This window comes from Sediminibacillus dalangtanensis (assembly GCF_017792025.1).
GTDB classification, from domain to species: domain Bacteria; phylum Bacillota; class Bacilli; order Bacillales; family Amphibacillaceae; genus Sediminibacillus; species Sediminibacillus dalangtanensis.
In genome coordinates, this window is record NZ_CP046956.1 from 1,150,376 (window position 1) to 1,169,708 (window position 19,333).

General features: G+C 42.9%; 22 protein-coding genes. 19 read left to right on the plus strand and 3 right to left on the minus strand.

Translation table 11 applies throughout. The annotated features are described in order from the left end of the window. Positions 1-51: 51 nt before the first annotated feature. From ERJ70_RS05815 to ERJ70_RS05835, 5 genes are all read left to right on the plus strand, one after another. Positions 52-390, plus strand: coding sequence for a PadR family transcriptional regulator (locus ERJ70_RS05815; RefSeq protein ID WP_209367838.1), 339 nt, complete (start codon positions 52-54; stop codon positions 388-390). Position 391: 1 nt separating this feature from the next. Beyond that, positions 392-736, plus strand: coding sequence for a DUF1048 domain-containing protein (locus tag ERJ70_RS05820; RefSeq protein WP_209367839.1), 345 nt, complete (start codon positions 392-394; stop codon positions 734-736). A 435-nt stretch (positions 737-1,171) separates the two neighbouring features. Continuing rightward, entirely contained in the window at positions 1,172-1,933 is a 762-nt protein-coding gene (locus tag ERJ70_RS05825) for an ABC transporter ATP-binding protein (protein WP_209367841.1), read from the plus strand. After that, positions 1,934-2,683 (plus strand): ABC transporter permease, encoded by a 750-nt coding sequence (locus ERJ70_RS05830; RefSeq protein WP_209367843.1) that lies wholly within the window; start codon positions 1,934-1,936, stop codon positions 2,681-2,683. Between the two features lie 803 nt (positions 2,684-3,486). Next, positions 3,487-4,329 carry a nucleotidyltransferase domain-containing protein gene (locus ERJ70_RS05835; protein WP_209367845.1) on the plus strand — a complete coding sequence of 281 codons (843 nt, stop codon included), beginning with the start codon at positions 3,487-3,489 and terminating at the stop codon, positions 4,327-4,329. A 633-nt stretch (positions 4,330-4,962) separates the two neighbouring features. On the opposite strand, the gene ERJ70_RS05840 is transcribed toward ERJ70_RS05835, so the two are convergent. Together ERJ70_RS05840 and ERJ70_RS05845 are read right to left on the minus strand one after the other, a co-directional pair. Further along, positions 4,963-5,514: a flavodoxin family protein gene (locus tag ERJ70_RS05840; protein WP_209367847.1), complete on the minus strand. Its 552-nt coding sequence runs from the start codon at positions 5,512-5,514 to the stop codon at positions 4,963-4,965. Next, positions 5,511-6,110, minus strand: a complete 600-nt coding sequence (locus ERJ70_RS05845) for an NAD(P)H oxidoreductase (protein WP_209367849.1) — start codon at positions 6,108-6,110, stop codon at positions 5,511-5,513. The genes ERJ70_RS05840 and ERJ70_RS05845 overlap by 4 nt, the downstream gene beginning before the upstream one ends. Positions 6,111-6,231: 121 nt before the next feature. Here ERJ70_RS05845 and ERJ70_RS05850 point away from each other — a divergent pair, with 121 nt between their 5' ends. Further along, positions 6,232-7,074: a LysR family transcriptional regulator gene (locus tag ERJ70_RS05850; RefSeq protein ID WP_209367850.1), complete on the plus strand. Its 843-nt coding sequence runs from the start codon at positions 6,232-6,234 to the stop codon at positions 7,072-7,074. A 104-nt stretch (positions 7,075-7,178) separates the two neighbouring features. After that, positions 7,179-8,303 carry a radical SAM/CxCxxxxC motif protein YfkAB gene (gene yfkAB / locus ERJ70_RS05855; RefSeq protein ID WP_209367852.1) on the plus strand — a complete coding sequence of 375 codons (1,125 nt, stop codon included), beginning with the start codon at positions 7,179-7,181 and terminating at the stop codon, positions 8,301-8,303. Positions 8,304-8,353: 50 nt separating this feature from the next. On the opposite strand, the gene ERJ70_RS05860 is transcribed toward yfkAB, so the two are convergent. Continuing rightward, on the minus strand, positions 8,354-8,581 hold the full coding sequence (locus ERJ70_RS05860) for a hypothetical protein (RefSeq protein WP_209367854.1): 228 nt from the start codon (positions 8,579-8,581) through the stop codon (positions 8,354-8,356). A gap of 101 nt (positions 8,582-8,682) precedes the next feature. Between ERJ70_RS05860 and ERJ70_RS05865 the strand changes: the two genes are divergently transcribed. From ERJ70_RS05865 to ERJ70_RS05920, 12 genes are all read left to right on the plus strand, one after another. Continuing rightward, complete coding sequence (locus ERJ70_RS05865) at positions 8,683-9,222, plus strand: GNAT family N-acetyltransferase (RefSeq protein WP_209367855.1); 540 nt, start codon at positions 8,683-8,685, stop codon at positions 9,220-9,222. A 97-nt stretch (positions 9,223-9,319) separates the two neighbouring features. Then, positions 9,320-10,303 (plus strand): ABC transporter ATP-binding protein, encoded by a 984-nt coding sequence (locus tag ERJ70_RS05870; RefSeq protein WP_209367856.1) that lies wholly within the window; start codon positions 9,320-9,322, stop codon positions 10,301-10,303. Beyond that, positions 10,281-11,054, plus strand: a complete 774-nt coding sequence (locus tag ERJ70_RS05875) for an ABC transporter permease (RefSeq protein WP_209367857.1) — start codon at positions 10,281-10,283, stop codon at positions 11,052-11,054. Before ERJ70_RS05870 ends, ERJ70_RS05875 begins: the two co-directional genes overlap by 23 nt. 74 nt (positions 11,055-11,128) lie before the next feature. Then, on the plus strand, positions 11,129-11,968 hold the full coding sequence (locus ERJ70_RS05880) for a DUF2785 domain-containing protein (RefSeq protein ID WP_209367858.1): 840 nt from the start codon (positions 11,129-11,131) through the stop codon (positions 11,966-11,968). A 159-nt stretch (positions 11,969-12,127) separates the two neighbouring features. Beyond that, the gene (locus ERJ70_RS05885) at positions 12,128-12,661 is read left to right on the plus strand and encodes a GNAT family N-acetyltransferase (RefSeq protein ID WP_209367859.1); all 534 of its coding nucleotides are present in this window, start codon (positions 12,128-12,130) and stop codon (positions 12,659-12,661) included. Between the two features lie 104 nt (positions 12,662-12,765). After that, positions 12,766-13,554 (plus strand): nucleotidyltransferase domain-containing protein, encoded by a 789-nt coding sequence (locus tag ERJ70_RS05890; protein WP_209367860.1) that lies wholly within the window; start codon positions 12,766-12,768, stop codon positions 13,552-13,554. 13 nt (positions 13,555-13,567) lie between these two features. Next, a complete protein-coding gene (locus ERJ70_RS05895; protein WP_209367861.1) occupies positions 13,568-14,113 on the plus strand; it encodes a GNAT family N-acetyltransferase in 546 nt (181 codons plus the stop codon). A gap of 187 nt (positions 14,114-14,300) precedes the next feature. Beyond that, on the plus strand, positions 14,301-14,858 hold the full coding sequence (locus tag ERJ70_RS05900; RefSeq protein ID WP_209367862.1) for a TVP38/TMEM64 family protein: 558 nt from the start codon (positions 14,301-14,303) through the stop codon (positions 14,856-14,858). A 290-nt stretch (positions 14,859-15,148) separates the two neighbouring features. Continuing rightward, positions 15,149-16,627, plus strand: coding sequence for an aldehyde dehydrogenase family protein (locus ERJ70_RS05905; RefSeq protein WP_209367863.1), 1,479 nt, complete (start codon positions 15,149-15,151; stop codon positions 16,625-16,627). Between the two features lie 12 nt (positions 16,628-16,639). Beyond that, entirely contained in the window at positions 16,640-16,819 is a 180-nt protein-coding gene (locus tag ERJ70_RS05910; protein WP_209367865.1) for an H-type small acid-soluble spore protein, read from the plus strand. A 188-nt stretch (positions 16,820-17,007) separates the two neighbouring features. Beyond that, on the plus strand, positions 17,008-17,709 hold the full coding sequence (locus tag ERJ70_RS05915) for an ABC transporter ATP-binding protein (protein WP_245208128.1): 702 nt from the start codon (positions 17,008-17,010) through the stop codon (positions 17,707-17,709). Beyond that, positions 17,706-19,133: a hypothetical protein gene (locus tag ERJ70_RS05920; RefSeq protein ID WP_209367868.1), complete on the plus strand. Its 1,428-nt coding sequence runs from the start codon at positions 17,706-17,708 to the stop codon at positions 19,131-19,133. Before ERJ70_RS05915 ends, ERJ70_RS05920 begins: the two co-directional genes overlap by 4 nt. Positions 19,134-19,333: the final 200 nt, after the last annotated feature.

Consider the following 19,333-nt stretch of genomic DNA (forward strand, 5'->3'; position numbering starts at 1 on the left):
TGCTTATTACCGGTAATACAGAATACTGATTAATACAAATGGGTGATGAAGTTGGAAAAAATAACAGAATTGCTGAAAGGGGTGCTCGAGGGTTGTGTGCTTGAAATCATCAGCCGTGGAGAAACATACGGCTATGAAATCACACAACAGCTGCGGGAACTTGGCTTCACTGATGTAGTGGAAGGAACAGTATATACAATTACCATACGGCTTGAGAAAAACAACCTCGTGGATATAGAAAAAAAACAATCCACTGTGGGACCGCCGAGAAAATTTTATACACTGAATGCAGCAGGTCAAGAACGCCTTGAAAATTTTTGGGAAAGATGGGAATTTATTTCAGACAAAATGAATGAACTAAAAATGAAAGAAATCAAAAGGAGAAGGTAAAATGAGTTTTTTTGAAAAAATTATCGGGAGTCTGGAAGAGAAGCGGGAATGGAGGGCTATGGAGGCTCGTGCGAAGGCACTTCCAAGTGAGTACCATAACGCTTATAAAGCTATTCAAAAATATATGTGGACCTCCGGTGGCCTCACGGATTGGAAGGAAACTAGCCGGATCTTTCGCGGCATTCTTGACCTTTTCGAGGAAGGGGCTGCGGATGGCAAGAAAGTCACTGACCTTACGGGTGAAGACGTGGCTGCTTTTTGCGACGAACTAGTGAAGGATTCGAAAACCTGGCAGGATAAATATCGTGCGAAGTTAAATGAGACAATCGGGCGCAATGAAAGGTGAAATGAGATTGAGTCTCTCTGCCATCTACACATAGCCAGTCTGAAAATAACATTCGCTTTCGCTCCGCATAAATCATTTGTCGGTGAACTGGTGGTACGTGCTAAAGCACATCGGCTAAGCACCATGAAAATTTCAATTACCGTATGAAACATTGAAAACGAAATGCAAAAAATCATTCTGACTGAATGGCTGGTAACAAAAGATCTGTTGCCAACTTCCCTATTCAGTTCTATTTTTAACCTAGTAGTAAGTGGTACTGAATACCAGTAACACTAAGTAGAGATAAATTATCTAGAACAGAGCTCTGCAAGGCCCTTCAATGATTGAACGTTCATTGTCTGAAGGAGAACAATCCTCTAGCTTATCAGGCAGAGTGCCCTAAACTCGGTTTTCGGAAGCGGCTTGCTGGCGCTTTTTATAAGGAGGAAAACTAAAATGAGCAATACAGCAATTACGGTAAAAAGATTAAAAAAAACCTTTAAAGACAAGGAAGTCTTAAAGGGAGTCGATTTTGAGGTGAAACATGGTGAAATTTTCGCTCTGCTAGGCTCAAACGGAGCCGGCAAGACGACGGCGGTTAACATCCTCTCGACGTTGATGAAGCCGGATGGCGGAGAAGTAAGTATTTGCGGCTTTGACGTTCAGCGTCAACCAGAACATGTTCGCCAACGCATAAGTTTGACAGGGCAGTTTGCTGCTTTAGATGGCATGCAAACCGGGTGGGAAAATCTAATAATGATTGCCAAGTTGCGGGGAGTTTCTAATCCCACTCAAGTCGCCGATAAATTGCTTGCGAAATTCCACCTGACTGATGCGGCCAACCAACGCGCAGACAAGTATTCTGGCGGAATGAAGCGCAGACTTGACCTTGCCATGAGTTTGATTGGGAAACCAGAAGTCATTTTTCTCGATGAACCGACCACAGGGCTTGACCCAGAAGCGCGGATTGAAGTATGGGAAACAGTCCAGGAGCTTGCCGGCAGTGGCACGACCATATTGCTGACGACTCAATACCTGGAGGAAGCCGAACAACTAGCCGACCGTATCGCCATCCTTCATGGCGGAAAAATCATCACCACTGGCACCCTCACCGAACTAAAGGAGATGTTCCCGCCAGTGAAAGTGGAATATGTCGAGAAGCAGCCGACATTGGAGGAAATTTTTCTCGCAATCATTGGTAAAAAGGAGGGGAAGTAAATGAAAAGGAAAACAGGAGTATTACTAGGTCGTTTAATGCGTAATATCTTGCGCAGCCCGGATACCATCATCACAGTTGCGGTTACGCCGATTATGATGATGCTGCTTTTTGTTTACGTATTTGGCGGAGCCATAGAAACAGGCACGGATAACTACGTCAATTATTTGTTACCGGGAATCTTGCTAATCGCAATCGCATCGGGTGTTGCTTATACTTCCTTACGGCTATTTACGGATGTGAAAAGCGGACTGATGGCGCGTTTTATTACAATGCCCATCAAGCGTTCATCGATATTGTGGGCACACGTATTCACCTCGGTTGTTTCCAATGCACTTACTGTAGTGATTGTTATACTCGTTGCGCTCTTGATGGGATTCCGTTCTGACGCCGATATCCTGGATTGGCTGGCGGTAGGTGGCATACTTGGACTATTCACACTGGCACTGACGTGGCTGGCGATCATCCCCGGATTGACAGCAGGGTCAATGGAAGGGGCAACAGCATACTCTTATCCACTGATTTTCTTACCGTTTATCAGTTCTGCTTTCGTTCCCACCGATACGATGCCTAAGGCTGTTCGTGCATTCGCTGAAAACCAGCCCGTCACTTCCATCGTGAATTCCATTCGTGCCCTCTTGTATCAAGGTACTGTCGGAAACGGTATCTGGACTGCGCTTGCCTGGTGTGTTGGAATCATGATCATCGCTTATTTGATAGCCAGTAAAGTTTTTAAGCGCCAGTTAGGATAAGCGTATTAGAAAATAAGTTCAACATAAAAAGATGGATATAAAAAGTACGGGATCACGATTAAGTAGTTCTGTTTCCGGTGGAGAAAAATACAAAATAGCATATTAATCAGAGACCAAATCGCATATGATTAGGTCTCTGGTTTTCCCCTATATCAACGATTATTGAATATACCACTTGAATTAAGCTTTACAAAATCGCAAGAACTTTATTAACACGCTGACAGTCTCTGTTGTCAACGATTTATTGATATTAGTTGCTATGTTGATTCTTCTACAACAATGCAGGTCAATGCTTTTGAGATATTATGTTAAAATAAATAGACAGTTTATTAAGGATTGTTCTTAACCGTTGCAGGTCAGTTTCCCAGATGAAGGGGGAGAATTTGATGTATAAGTTTGTGGTCATTTTTATACATGTTTTACTATTCCTGGCGACAACCGTAATTGGGTTGGGAGCAGTATATAATATCGCTTCACCAGACCCAAGTAGAACATATGAAGTTTGATTCAAAGCTGTTGCCATTTTTAATATCCTTGTAATACTATCCATTTTTGTACAGTTAAAGCTAAAAAAAGTTTGGGTGTTTTTAATCACAGTTTTTGGCTTAATTGTCTTATTCTATTTCTTACCAAATATAGTGTTTTACATTGAGGGTGTTTTTTAAGAGTGGTCAGCTCATAACATTAACATACAGTAATACCCTGCTGGTTGGAGTTTCCCTTAGTTAAACTTTAGGGATGCAATAATCGAACAATCAAAGGGATTGAATTGATAGTAAAAAAGATATGGGGGCTTCCAAAGTATGACTGAAATTAAAGAAATAGGGTCTTTATGTCCTGTAGACGACAAAGGCTATATCATAAACCAGTCTGATCCAAATAAAATCAATGATAAATATCGAGAAGTTGTCCGACTAATAAATGAAAGCTGTCTTTCCGTTTTACCAAACGAAATTCACAGCATTTACATAAGAGGTTCTGTCCCAAGAGGGTTAGACATTGAAGGTGTATCGGATGTGGACGTAATAATCGTAACCTATTCCAATCCTGAAGAACTTGATCTTTATTGGGTGGAGGAGGCGGAACAAATTATTGATCAGAAATTCTCCTTTATAAATGGTGTGGAATTAGGGTTCAGCCCTTTAAGTGAGGTTGAGGAGTCAACATATTGCTCCATGATCCCGTTTATTCTAAAAACCTATGGTATCTGTGTGTATGGCGAAAACCTAATAGGTAAGCTCCCTGATTATAAACCCGATAGCTCTTTGGCGAATGAACACCTCATTCACTTAACAACTCTGATTGAAAGAGCGAAGGATGATTTAATGGGAAATGACGATATTGAGGACATTAAGGATTGCTGTTCATGGATCATGCGAATTATTGTGAGGGCTGGCGCTGCGCTTGTCATTGTTCAAGAACAGGCTTACACAAGGGACCTATTCCCAGCCTATAAACTGTTTTCTAATCATTACCCTGAAAAAGAGCCTCAGATGAGAACGGCTCTCTGGTACGCAATCAACCCTTTAACAGAGTCAGAAGAAATATTGAAATTCTTGCATGGCTTTGGAAGTTGGATAAAGGCAGAAGCAGAAGATTGGCTTAACGTTTATAACCCGGCAAGGGAAATACATCTACCGCTTTAAATAATGTACTCCTATTGATTTAAAGGGCGTATTTAGATGAACAGGACATTGACAAAACAAAGAGTCGTGACCAAAATAAATGGCACCGAACTTTGAAAAGATAAGAAAGTTTAAATTTCAGAGATGTCTAGCTCCTGCGCCTAACCCCTCGAGGTCTTAAGCAAATCCTCTGTGTGGCAAAAGCCCACCACTTCGAGGCTTTGCTTAAGCTAGTCGGAGGCCCGAATGATGTGGGTCATGCAGGCGTTGCCACAGGACGTGGCGGTTTTAGCCTGTACTCCTTTGAACAGGCGCTTCTGCTTTCCTTTATTAGAATAAAGGAAATCGTTCTGTTCTACCCTTCACTTATAAAAAGACGATGAAAACGTAGCGAAGGCAAGATACGGAGACTCCGACGGGAACAGCACGAGCTGAAAATCCCGCAAGAAAGCGTCTTTTGCTTTCTGAGGAAGTTGAAGCTGTGCCCGTGGAAAGCGTAGTATCTTGCCGTAGCAATACGAAGCACTCCCCAAACAACAGGATAATTTGTGATCACTGTATTATGGGCTAAACGGAATGTAATCGAATATTAATTCTCCTGTGATGTTAGCCCTCTCGACGGGATTGCAACTACTTTAAACAATCTAGTGGTTCTTAATTTCCTAATTGTTTAAACTGTTGATTCCATAAATCGGCCTTAGCCAATGCGAAGGGATCGTTTTGTATCTCACCAGGTTTGTTGGCCTGACCGATGATATAATCGGAAAACTCGACACCAACGTAATCAAAAATCGCCTTGAATTGTTGAATCAAAGGAAGCGCTGAAATTTTAGGATCAGGTGAATTACCGGTTATGATAACATACGCTTTTTTCTGTTTGATCAACTCTTTAAAACGGAAACGAGGATCGCGCATATACTGGCTCCAACGGTCAAAAAAGATTTTCATCTGTCCGGACATACCAAACCAGTATAAAGGCGTGGCGAATACAATGATGTCATGATCCAGAAATTCCTTGAGCAACCTTTCATAGTCATCCTCCACAGCTGTAAAGCCTTCTTCCGTATGTCGTTCGTCTATAATAGGATTCATTTGATAATCGAGCAGGTGTATGGACGTATGGTCAACACCACCAAGTGCCTGTTCGACCAGGTAATCACTGTTTCCATCTTTTCGAGAACTGCCTAGTAAGGTCAAAATGTTCATGATTCGATCTCCTTTTCATCTGAAAGTACCGAGTATTGTTTCCCCAGTTTATAAGCTTCTTCAAGTAGCATATCCACATGGTCTGGGGTCGGATTGATTGTTTGGTAGAACAATTCGAAATGAGAGTGTTCGATGCCGCAGTAGTCGGCAAGTCCTATATTGAAATAACGACGCATCATGGAATCGTACTTCCTTTTACTGAATCGTTCAGGAGGAGCGCCTGCCAAGGTGAGCCATAGAACGCGTTCAATCGGAAGTTTATTCCCTCCGTACGCAAAACCATAATTCCACACGCGGTCGATATACCCTTTCATCAAAGCCGGCATACTCCACCACCATAAAGGAAAGACAAACGCCAAGCCATCATATTGTTTCAACCGTTCCATTTCTGCTGTTGTTTGAGGGGAGAAGTGCTGGCAGGTATTATTCCAATCAGGTTCATCGTCTTCTTCCACTAATGGATTAAAACCGCTTCGGTATAAATCGAGCTTATCGGCTATATGTCCAGCGTCTTTTAGCCCTTCCATAAATTTCTCTGCAACGGCAAATGTCAAAGAATTTTTTCGTGGATGGGTAATAAAGGTCAACACCTTCATGATGATCACTCGCCTTCCAATTGAACTGTTTATAAGAACAGTCTATAATAGAAAGTTGATTCAGTAAAATTGAAGTTTTAGATAGTTTTATTCGATAAAAATGATAATAAGGAGGTATTGCATGGAGTTGCGTCATCTCGTTACTTTTGAAACCATCGTGGAAAAAGGAGGGTTTAAAAAAGCTGCAGATGAATTGGGATATGCACAGTCCTCGATAACTGCCCATATTAAAGCTTTGGAAGAGGAACTTGGGTATCCCTTATTTGACCGGATGGGAAAGACGATCACCCTTACCGAGACCGGCAGGCGATTTTTTCCATATGCCGTTGACATCATCAATTTGTACGCCAAATCAAAACAAATCATCAAGGAAGGCGACCAACCAGCAGGGCCTTTATCCATCGGAGCAAGTGAATCACTGATGATTTATTGGCTGCCAAGTAAAATCCGGCGATTCATGGAGCAGTATCCCTTGGTGGAGTTGACGCTTAAATCAATAGATTATGAAAATCTTTCCGGCCAATTAAAGAAGGGAGATATAGATGCGGCGATTCTGGTAGATGCTGCTGATTGGCAGCCCAAGGATTTAACAATTGAGAAAATCAAAGAGGAACGCCTTACACTTGTTGAAGCAGCAAAACCTTCTGCCCCGCGTATAGCTGAAACCATGCTGGTAACGGAGTACACATGCAGCTGGAGACCATTGATTGAGGACTATCTAAAAAAAGAAGCGGGATATGCAAAAATAGAACTGCCGAGTATTGAAGCAATCAAACAGTGTGTTTTGAGTGGATTGGGAAAAGCCATGTTACCTTCTTTTACAGTAAAGGATGCAGTGGAAAACGGTGAATTGACAGCAATCCCGATAACCACTGGGAATGAAATTGGGATTTATACTGCTGTCCACAAAGACAAGTGGCGTTCGCGCAATTTACAGGCATTCCTGTCATTGCTGTCAGAATAGAAAACAGAACGAGAAGATTCTTATAAACTTCTTTCTTCATAAGAGGATTCGTATGTTACGATAGAAAAAGTTATTAGTTGAACAACCGAAAGGAAGTTACATAAATGAACGCTAATATAATCGCTGATAAGATGACACCGGCCAATGATCCTTGGGAAGCGTACTTGGATGTAAACCAGCACGGGGAAATGGTGTTGTCCAATGTGGAATTTACAACGACGACGTTATGCAATATGCGCTGTAATCATTGTGCAGTGGGATATGCCCTGCGGGATCGCGATCCGGAAGCACTTCCTATGGACCTGATTTTCCGGCGTTTGGATGAAATTCCGCATTTGCGGGCAATCAGCATTACCGGCGGAGAGCCGATGATGTCCAAAAAATCTGTCAGGAATTATGTCCTGCCCCTGCTTCAATACGCCCATGCCCGCGGGGTGAGAACCCAGATTAACTCGAACCTAACCCTGCCATACGGACGTTATGACGATATCATTCCTTATCTGGATGTTCTCCATATTTCCCATAACTGGGGGACGGAAGAGGAATTCGCAGAAACAGGGTTTGCTCGAATGGAACGAAAGCCGACGATGGAAAATCGCAAAAAGTACTTTGCGCGGATGGTTGAAAATGCCCAGCGCCTTTCTAAAGAAGGCGTCATGGTTTCCGCCGAAACTATGCTGAACGGCAGGACATTTCCCTACTTGGAAAAAATCCATGACCACATACAGGAAATGGGCTGTACACGGCACGAGATACATCCTATGTACCCTGTCGATTTTGCTGAAAATCTGGAAACATTGAGTTTGGAACAAATAAGAACGGCTATTCGCCGGCTGCTTGTACACCGGAATGAAGACATTTGGATGCTGTTCGGAACGCTTCCGTTCTATCCATGCAGTTCTTCACCCGAAGAGTTGGAATTGCAGCAGCAGCTATATGCCGCCAGGAATGTTTCTGTCCGTAACGATCCAGATGGCCGCTCGAGGCTCAACGTCAGTATTTTTACCGGGGAAGTAACAGTTACTGACTTTGGCGATGAACCACCGCTTGGAAATATTCAAACCGTTCCTTTACAAGAGTCCTATCGACGCTGGATGGAGACGAAAACCGCCAAATCGTTGAACTGTCATTGTCCGGCAGTCAAGTGCTTAGGTCCGAATGTTTTGGTGAAGAATACGTACTACCCAGATACCGATTTCCAACAAAAACAAGCAAACATTAGCAGATGAGATAGAAGAGCAGGAGCAAACGTTCCTGCTCTTCTATTCATCTAGTGTAGCTAGTCACCGGGCTTTTCTAACCCGCGTTGGTGTTCTCCATTAACAGAGGCAGTTGCTCCGCGGTGTCCAGCTTCTTTGCGGAAGCCTTTCTCTGGTTTTCCGGCATTTTCGATGTTTCCAGTTGCTTGATAACCAGCCACTTCTTCTGTTGAAGTGGTACCATACAGTCCCATGCCGCTTAGTTCGGCATTCGCTTCTTTTTCGGGATGACTTTCCTTGTCCGTCATACCTTACACCTCCTTATAACGTAATGTAACCAAACGGAGCTTATCCATTGCGATTAATTTTGCAAACAGTCGATTAGAAAAAAGAAAGGGGAGAGCATCAAATGAATTTGAAAGGCGAAATGTTATTCTTAAGAGAATTAAAGCGAAAAGACTGGCTTGATGTTCATGCGTATGCGGCTTTACCGGAATCCAGCTCTTTTCAGCCATGGGGACCTAATACAGAGGAACAATCCCGACAGTATGTAAATCAATGCATGCAGGAAGCATGCGTGTCCCCGAGGCATCGATACGCGCTAGCTATTACTTTGTCCGGGACAGGTGAAATGGTTGGGTGTTGTGAACTAAAACTTCGCGATGTTGTCAATAAAACAGGGGAATTATCTTATATTGTGCATCCAAAGTATTGGGGGCGAGGAATCGCTTCGGAAGCATCGGATTTAATGGTTTCCTATGGTTTTTGCCAGTTGGGACTTCACCGCATTATTGCTACCTGTGATCCGAGAAACAAAGGTTCAAAAAGAGTATTGGAAAAGCTAGGGATGAAAAAGGAAGGGCTGTTGAGAGAGAACATTAAACCAGAGATGGAATGGCGTGATTCCTTGTTGTTTAGTATTTTAGACAGTGAATGGAAAAAATACTGAGCTGTACGTCTCCAGACTGATATTGTATTCCAGCAATTTACAAGACCTTACCCCTCCCGTAAAATAAAAGCAATCAAGAGTATGGGAGGATGATGGGATGGAGACAATTCTTGAGGTCAATCAATTAAGGAAAACGTACAAAAAAAGAAAAACAAAAGAAGTTGTCCAAGCGGTCAATGGCATTTCGTTTAAAGTCAATCGCGGAGAAATATTGGGGCTGCTAGGGCCGAACGGAGCCGGAAAAACGACAACCATCAAAATGATATGCGGTCTATTGACACCGGATGATGGGGCGATTGTGATTAACGGTGTGGACCAGCATAAAAAGCGACTGAAAGCTCTGCGCCACATCAGCGCTGTTTTGGAAGGAAACCGAAATCTGTACTGGAGACTTTCTGTGCTTGAGAATTTAGAGTATTTTGCGGGCAATCGCGGTTCATCCCGCAAAGAGGTCGCGGCTATCATTGATGATTTGCTGATCAAATTTAAGCTCAAGGAAAAAGAAAATGAACTGGTTAATCGGCTTTCTCGCGGCATGCAACAAAAGCTGGCAATTGCAGTTGCCATGTTGGCGGAAAGCGAAGTAATCCTCCTCGACGAACCGACACTCGGACTGGATGTGGAAACAGGTTATGAGGTCCGGGAAATATTAAAAGCGATTGTTCGTCAATATAACCGGACAATCATCATCAGCTCCCACGATATGGATGTTATTCAAGATATTTGTGAACGGACGGTTATTATCAATCAGGGAAACGTTGTCACCGATGACAGGGTGGAAAACCTCTTGAAACTGTTTGAGGTACGTTCTTACGCAGTCACACTTGGAAACCAGTTGGATGAACAACAAAAACAATTACTCACCGAAAAATTCCCATTTCACCTCTACACTGAAGATTCTCTTCAGTCAACCTTGGAAATCGACCTTGCAAAAAGCGATGAAATCTATGATTTGTTTGATATATTGAAGCTGGCTTCTACGCCTGTCGAAGCGATCGACCGTAAGTCGGTCAATTTTGAACAAATTTTCATGAAGATTGTAAAGGGGGAAACCAGCCATGCGCTTACTCAATCTTCTTAAAGCCAATCTGCGTAAAGAATACATAGAACTAAAGCGTTATTTGCCCAACACCATCGCACTTTTGCTTACCTTCTATATCATTTTCCTAGGACTGTTTTTTGGCATACAGGTCATTGGAGATCCGTCCACACAGGCAGTTAACACTCAGTTTGTCATCGTCAATTATATTTTTTGGTACCTGACCATGGTAGTGGTCAACGACATTGGTTGGAAAATAACGAATGAGGCGACACAGGGAACCCTGGAACAGCTGAGCATGTCACCAATGGGCATCTGGCGCATCATCACCGTCCGGCTGATCGCTTCCACTTTCCTTCATTTTGTCATCATGGTTGGATTGCTTTACCTTTCAATGGCAACTGCCGGAGAGTGGCTGAATCTGGATGTGCTAACCCTGCTGCCGATTTTCGTGTTGACCATCATTAGTATGTTTGGTGTTGGTTTTATGATTGCAGGTCTTGCCATTATCTTGAAACAAGTGCAGGCGTTTCTGCAAATTCTCCAGTTCATTTTGGCTGGTTTGGTTTTCATTCCGCTTGCCACAGCACCATTTCTCGCATTTTTTCCAATCGTAAAAGGAGTTGAGCTAGTACGCCAGGTAATGATTGACGGAATCACACTGACTCAAATTCCGAGTGGTGATTACCTCACTTTACTGTTTAATGCAGTGTTCTATTTTGGTCTTGGTCTTGGTGTCTTTGTCTATTGTGAGCGAATTGCGAGGGCCAAGGGTTTGCTTGCCCACTATTAAGGCGGAGACTTGAAGTTTTGCAGAACAAAGACAATATACAAAATGACTGTCGTTAAAAGGAGAAACGATCTATCATGGATACCCAACAATTGACCAATCGATTAAAGCAGCTAAAAAAGAATAAAGATGCTTGCATTTCAGGAGAAGAACTTGATTTGTTAACAAAAGAAATGCTTTGCCACATAGGAGTTACCGATCCGATTCTTCGTGATGAACTGATTTATCCTGTGTTCAGCCAACTAATCATGAACGGTGATTATACGAAAGAGCAGTTGGCAGTCCTATTAGTGGTATGTCTTGATGAGAGTCATTTATTTTATAAAGTCGGCGGGACAAAAGACGACTCGGTTTTTACCAGGTCGTTTTCTTCCCTGATCATCGCTGTTCTGTTACATAAAAATTTGCAAACTGGCTTTCTTAATGCAAAACAACTGCTGACGGTAAAGCAAGCTTTGCTGACATATTTGAAGGAAGAAAAGGACATCAGAGGCCTGGTGGAAGATAAAGGGTGGGCTCATAGTATTGCCCATGCAGCAGACGCCATCGGTGAACTGGTCCAACAGCCTGGCATCGAATCCTGTTATCAGGAGATATACCAAGCAGTTGTTCGGGTGATGGGTTTTTCGAGCGGTTTTTATGGTTTAGAAGAGGATGAGCGGATGGCATTGCCGGTTACAGCAATGCTGGAACGGGGTTTCAGCGAGGAATCTGTACTCCAGGAAATCACCTTTGTTACAGAAGAGCTGGAGGCTAACTTTGCTGTTGGGAGCCAACAGCTATTTATCCACCGGGCAAATATAAAGCAATTTTTAAGAAGTTTGTATTTTCGCCTAGTCTACAAGCGAAGTCACTCAAACTTACAAGAAGATATAAGGAGGGCGATTATTCAAATAAGCCGGCCATACTATAGTTGATGTACATCTTACCTTCGTGGGGAGCAAGCATGGACAGTTGCGCAGCACTCAAGACTTCGGAACAGGAATAAAAACCAGACAAGAGATGATGCATGCGAAATGAAAAAGATTAGAAAGGTCATCACCAATCAATCATAGAGTAATAGGGGAGGAGAAAGAATGGATATTTCAACCGTTATGAATGAAAAAGAAGACTTGGAGGGACTGGCAGCTGTCTATTGTCGTGTCCATCATCCTGACAATCCGGAACACCATCTTGAGAGAATGAAAGAAAGGATTCAAAAACACGCTGCATATCCAGGATTTAAGGCAATGAAGGCGGTAAATGAGACCGGCGCGCCAGTTGGCATGGCTTATGGATATACGTCGATGCCTGGACAATTCTATCGCAGCAAAATCGAAGCTTTTTTGGACGAGAAAGAAAGGCGTGCATGGCTGGATGACTGTTTTGAATTTGTTGAGCTTGCTGTTGATCCTGCTTTTCAAAGAATGCGAATGGGCAGCAAGCTCCATGATGCTCTACTTAAAGAGTCGCATCATGCTGTTTCGGTATTGACGACACAGGTCGATAATCGTGCCGCAAAAAGTCTTTATGAGGCCAAAGGATGGGTAGTGATCAAATCTGCAATCCGTCCGATGGAAACCGGCCCGTTGCTAACGTTGATGGGTAACAGTCAGTTATCCAGATTCTGATTTTTCTGATCGGAACGAGTATCCGCTGAAATTAAACCTTGTCATCCCCTTTGCTACGTAATATAATGACGTAATATTTACTTTTAAAAAGGGAGGAAGGAAGTGTGATACAAGAGGAGGCGCTAGAGAAAATTACTGCAAGCCTGCAAACGGATCCGCTAGTTCGGGCAGTGTTTGTCAAGGGCTCGATAGGACGCGGGGAGCATGATGAGAACTCGGACATTGATCTTTATTGTCTTGTGGAAGAATCGGACAAGCAATCATTCTTGGAGCGTCGTCTCCTTCATTTGCAGGCCTATGGATCCTTATTGTTTTACGATGATATATTTATCATTGCTCCACAAATTATTGCCGTGTATGAAGATTTACTGCACGTGGATTTGTTCACGGTTACAGAAGAGACTTATATCGATAAGGATTATTTCCGGGTAAAGTATGATCCGGAACGGCTGATGGATAAATATGTAGCAAGGCAGCATTTAACTTTGTCGCAGGAAGAATTTTTAGATGATGTAACCGATGTTGCTTGGTTTTTGCTGCAGTACCGTAAAACCGCTTTGCGTGGAAATGATTTGTGGGCTGCAGGAGTTTTACACCATGTTGCAGTCCATCTTACCAGGGTACTGCTGCATTGCTATTCGCCAACCCGGGCCCAGTTGGGATTGAAAGCAGTGGAAGACTCGCTTCCCGTAGAAATGAAGGCGGAAGTGCGAACCATCCTTCAATACATTACACCGGATTTGCATTCACAAGCAGCTGCTCATGTTGTCCGGCTTTTGCAGGAACATAAACAATGGCTGTTACCACAAATGGCTTCTGCTCCTTATGTGAAGCGTTTGTTGACGACAATGATAGCCGCGGAAACGTGGGAATATCAACCTACTAAGCTGTAAAGGGGGCAAAAAAATGTTTACTTATCCACTTGACGAACAGTCCTATTTGAAAATGTTGGAACCAGGTGATGCGGCTGAATTATTTTTGCTAACCTGGAATTCGATGGATCGTTTGAAGAAATGGCTTCCTTTAATCGGAAGTAACAGGAGACAAGAAGACACCGAAGCTTTTATCAAATCTTCCCTTATACAATTGAGCGAAAACAATGGGTTTCAGGCAGGCATTTGGCATCAAGATAAAATAGCCGGTGTTATCGGCTTTCATTACGTTAATTGGTATAACCGCACAACAAGTATCGGTTATTGGATCGGTGATGGTTTCGAGGGAAAAGGGTTGATGACCAAAGCCTGCAGGGCGATGGTTCAACAAGCATTTGAAAACTGGCAGCTAAACCGGGTGGAAATCAGGGCAGCAGAGGAAAATGTGAAAAGCAGATCCATTCCGGAAAAGCTGGGTTTTACGCAAGAAGGAAAAATTCGGCAGGCCGAATTATTACAGGGAGAGTACGTCGACCATGTTGTTTACGGATTGCTAGCAGAAGAATGGCAGAAACAGTAACGATAAAACAGTTGATTCATTAAATTTTTCTTATCTAAACGAACATCGTGACCATCTAATAAAAGCAGCATAGACTGGTATTGCAAGCAATTCTTGTCCTTAACGAGAGACACATATCTTTTCAAATTGGGCCATTTCTTATAAAATGCTATAGGACTTGTATTCTTGCAGGGAGAGGAGGATGTGTATGGATAATTTCAATGATTCCATTCAATCCTTGATAGAAGGGGCAGGATGGTTGGCCCCCGCACTATTTATTCTTATTCATTTGATTAGGCCCTTTTTGTTTTTACCGGTGATTGTCGTATGTATCGCCGGAGGTGTATTGTTTGGATTTGTAGAAGGAGCGGTATTGTCCTTTATTGGGTTATCGCTGATGAGTCTCATTTTTTATAAATTGGTCAGTAGATTTCCGCGTTTTCGGGAAGGAGTAGCCCGCCTGAAAACCAAGTTTTTGCATGATCGAACGATTACGGTCAGTCAGGTGATGGTTCTTCGTGTCATGCCGTTTGTGCATTTTCATTTATTGTCGTTGTACTTGATGGAAATGACCAACGGTTTTAAAAGTTATATGTACTACTCTGCTTTAGGAGTTATTTTACCGGCCGTTTTATACACTGCTTTTGGCGAGGCGATTACGGAGTTTTCATGGTATGTAGTCAGTTTATTCATGCTTTTATTAGCTGCTGTTTATGCGCTTTTAGGAAGAATTCATCAAATGAATATAGAAGGCAGTAACAGTTAATCGCCCCTGGTTTACCGGCCAGAAAGTAAGGGGCTGTCCGTCAGTTCTTTGGACTAATGGGCAGCCCTTTTTTTGATGATGAGAAAACCACGGGACAGCAAACCTGAAAAAACAAATTTTTTCTGATTATCCGGATGCAGTTAGTGAATAGGAGGGTCAGTCCCTCTGTGAACTCATTCACAGAGGGACTGACCCCAAAAAACGCTGGATAAAAAAGGTGAATGACAAAGAAAATGTTGTGAATACTAGAAGTATTATTTGGATGTTAATGGGAAGGAAGTGTATACAGAATGACTGATAAACAGATTGTCATTGATGCAATTATTAATGGGGAAAAGTTTAAAGCTGAAAAACAGGCACCCCGGGAAAACCCGGCGAGACCGGATGAAGTCGTCGGATATGCCCCCATCAATACACGAGAGGACACCGTCCGAGCAATTGATGCCGCCCATGATGCTTTTCCATCCTGGGCAGAGTCCGACATGCAAGACAGAATTAAGCGGATGCGGACAGCAATTCAGAACATTAAAGATCGTACACCCGAGATAGCTGAATTGCTGAGCCGCGAGCATGGCAAGCCATTATATGATTCAAAAGGTGAAATAGGGGTTTCCTTGGCATGGATGGAGTTTGCCTGCGATAATGTGGCAGAAGTCTTGGAAAACGAAGTCCAACAACATGATGGTGGAAAAACAATCATCGCCAAAGATGCGATCGGTGTTGTCTCCGCCATATCACCATGGAACTATCCGATATCCCTTTCCACCATAAAAATCGCTCCCGCTTTGCTGGCAGGTAACACCATGGTCTTGAAACCTAGCCCACTGGCTCCGCTAGCCGTTAGTGTGGTAACCGAAATCATTGCAGATGCTTTTCCGCCAGGGGTGCTGAATTTAGTACATGGTGAGGCGGATGTCGGTGTGGAACTTACTTCCAATCCTAAAGTTGCCAAGATAGCCTTTACTGGCGGCACGGAAACGGCGAAGCATATTATGAAAGCTGCTGCTGAGACAATCAAGCACATGACCTTGGAATTGGGAGGGAATGATGCCGCGATTGTTCTGAAGGATTTTGATGTAAATGATGAAAAAGCCATGCGCCGTCTTGTCATATCCAACTTTCTTACCGCTGGGCAAATATGCATGATTGCCAAGCGCGTGTATGTTGACCGGTCCATCTATGAACAATTTGTCGAGAAATATATTGAAGCAGCCAATAAATGGATACGGGTGGGGGACCCATTTGGTAAAGATACGACTATCGGCTCGGTGAATAATAAAAAGCAGATGGAGTTTGTTCAAAGTCTGGTGGATGATGCCAAAGACAAAGGCGCCAAAGTAGTAAAGCTTGGCAAAATTCTCGATCAGGATTTGTACGAAAAAGGGTACTTTATGCAGCCTACTGTAGTACTGGGTGCCGGATATGATGATCCAATCGTGGTAGAAGAGCAATTTGGCCCTACTGTACCTATACTGCCATTTGATGATGATCAGCATGCAATCAATTTGGCGAACGATAGTATTTTTGGCCTGACCAGCTCGGTTTGGGGAGAAGAAGAGCATGCCGTGAAAGTTGCCAAACATATTCAAGCAGGAACGACGATGATCAATACAGCAGCAGTCCAGGGGCTCGATGTCCGTTTTCCATTTGGCGGTGTAAAACAGTCTGGCATGGGACGTGAATATGGAAAAGAAGGGATTCTTGCCTACACCGATACACATGTCATAAACATACCCGATGAACGCGATCTTCCATATATTCCCGAATAAGGAGGAAAAGTGATGGAAAGCCAACGTGCAAAAGCGATCAGACAGTCACAAGATTTAATCAAGGTTACCTATCAGGGAAATCCTGTTTACATTCAAGAAATCGACGAACAGAACGGAACCGCACAGGTATATGTCCTGGAGGATCCATCACGTCAGCAAAACGTAGCAATTGAACAGCTCCAGGAAAGCTAGTCGGTCTTAAAGCTTGTAGAGAAACGGTTTCGTTTTTCTGCAAGCTTTTTTTATACTACCCCTCGAAGAGAAGACTCCGAAAAATTACTAGCTACGAGAATACTCCCAACACTGCTCCATTATTTCTACCAAAAACGAAACCGATCGATACCAAAAAACGTAAATTGGTTATAACAAAAATAGGGCAGGTGATCCATTTGCAAGGATTGCTGGTAGAAGAGGTTTCCGTAGAAATAAACCGGGAACAAATCTTGCAACATATTTCATTCCAATTGAAACCTGGGACCATCACCGCATTAGTGGGTCATAATGGAGCGGGAAAGTCGACCATCATGAAAACATTGATTGGACTACAGGAGAGGAAAACGGGGAACATTGTTTTGAATGGCGTCTCCCACGAGGAAGATTTTCTTCCCTTTAAACAAATGGTATCCTACATACCCGAAGAGCCGTTTTTGCTTCCGGAACTAACCGCTATGCAGCATTTTCAACTTTATGGCCGAAGTTATCAAATCGATGAACAGGAGCTAGTGAAGAAGGTTGATTACTTATCCGGAAAGATGGAAATAACCGATAAACTTGATGAGTTTCCCGAATCATTATCAAAGGGAATGCGGCAAAAAGTACAGACGATATGTGCACTGCTTCCCGAAGTTCCCTTACTGCTTATTGATGAACCATTTATGGGGTTGGACATTTATGCTTCTGAATTTTTAGCAGAAGCCATGAAAGAGAAAGCTGAACAGGGAACGGCGATTTTATTGACTTCCCACCAATTGGATCGTGTCCAGCAGTTAGCAGATCATTTTATCATGCTTCAGCATGGAAAAGTGGCAGACCATGGAGATATAAACAGCTTTCATGTACTGAAACGGAGATCCTCAGAATGACTGGGTTTGAAAATCCCTGGAGTGTTTATCGCTATGTAAAAAGACATCGATTCAGAAAAAAATCAAAGCTGTACAAGCTAGCCTTCGGTGTAAGCTTTGATGTGACTATATCAATCTATTTAGGGGCATTCCTGCTGTTTGGGTTTTTCATTTTATATGAAACGTTGCAAGAATCGGCTGAAAGAATTCTCCAGCTTCAATCGTTTGTTACTGCCAATTATCTCAATTTAATGCTAATCATGCTTGTGCGCCCTGTTGTGACGTCCTATACCAGGCCAGGGGTGCTTTTCTCGAGTGCCGAATTGAAATTAAGCATGCTGCCATTTTCCAAACAACAGCTTTGGCAATATTGTATAGGAGAGAAAATGCTGAAAACCACGGCTTTTTGGACGGTGCTTGCTAGTCTTATCGCTTTTATTACGCCGCTTTCTTTCCGTTTTGTCATGGTGACAGCCGGTTTGATTATTTTAATGGAAGTGTTAGTGGCGGTGCCTCAGTGGCGGTTGTATCAAAAACGTTTTTTAATGAAATTGATTGCAAGCGCAGGAATTGTCGTGATAGCAGCAATTGTCAGGATGCTTAATATGTTTGTCGGCGGTTCGGCTTGGTGGATGGCAGCATTGTTTGTATTGCTTACTGGTACAAACATATTGCTGCTAAAAAGAGCAACCCAATCAGTAAACTGGTCGAAAGTCGTGCAGACGAATGACTTGATTATCTGGAATATGTGGTTCATCAACAAAATTTCGCAGATGGAAATAAAGCCTCCACCCAAGCAGGGATGGATTCAGCAATTATTCACAAGTAGAGTGAATCGTAAAAGATTTGATTACTCCGACCCCGTTAGCATTTATCGCAGACTCTGGAAAACCTATTTATTGGAACAGAAAGAAGCGGTAATCCGTACGATTGGCAGTGTCTTGATTCTATTGGTGCTTCTAGGTTCCCGCAATGATTGGCTGTTTGGGTTCGGAATAGCGCTGGCGATCTTTTTATTTGTGCAAATGGCTTCCAGTTTTTTTACTGGTGGTTTCGGCAACAGGCTAGTTTATTGTTTGCCTTGGGAGTTGAAGCAGTGGAAGCGTGGTTTCTTCTTCTGGTTTGCCCGTGCGGGACTGATCATTTGCCTGGTGCTTACAATGTGCTTACTTATGTTACAGGAGCAGCTGTGGTGGTTCCCGGTTCAATTATGGTTTTATATAGGTTTAACGAAGCGATTTTTTGATTATCAGTTGGAAATCAAGATGTCGGTTTTAGCTAAAACAAAACGTCAAATGCCCGTTGATCAGACTTTAATGGTTTCCTTGTTATTCTGCCTGGCTGCCAATAGTATTGCTTATCCATTTGTATCAGTTATCGGTATGGTCATGTTAGGCTGGAAACAGAAGGAGTATGTTTTACTTGCTGGAAAAGGAGGAAGATAGTCTAGGCGTGTTAAAAAGCGTTTCGTCAGATTCCTATTGAAAAAAGCATCTGTATGCATGGAAATAAAAGTGAAAAAGCGCCATCCCCTTGTTCGACCAGGGGAGGTAAGCGAAATGCTTAGAAAGACATACAGCAGTGGAGGAACGGGGAGATAGAATAGGCAGCATAAGGCGGAGTTACATAAAAAGCGGCTCGACGC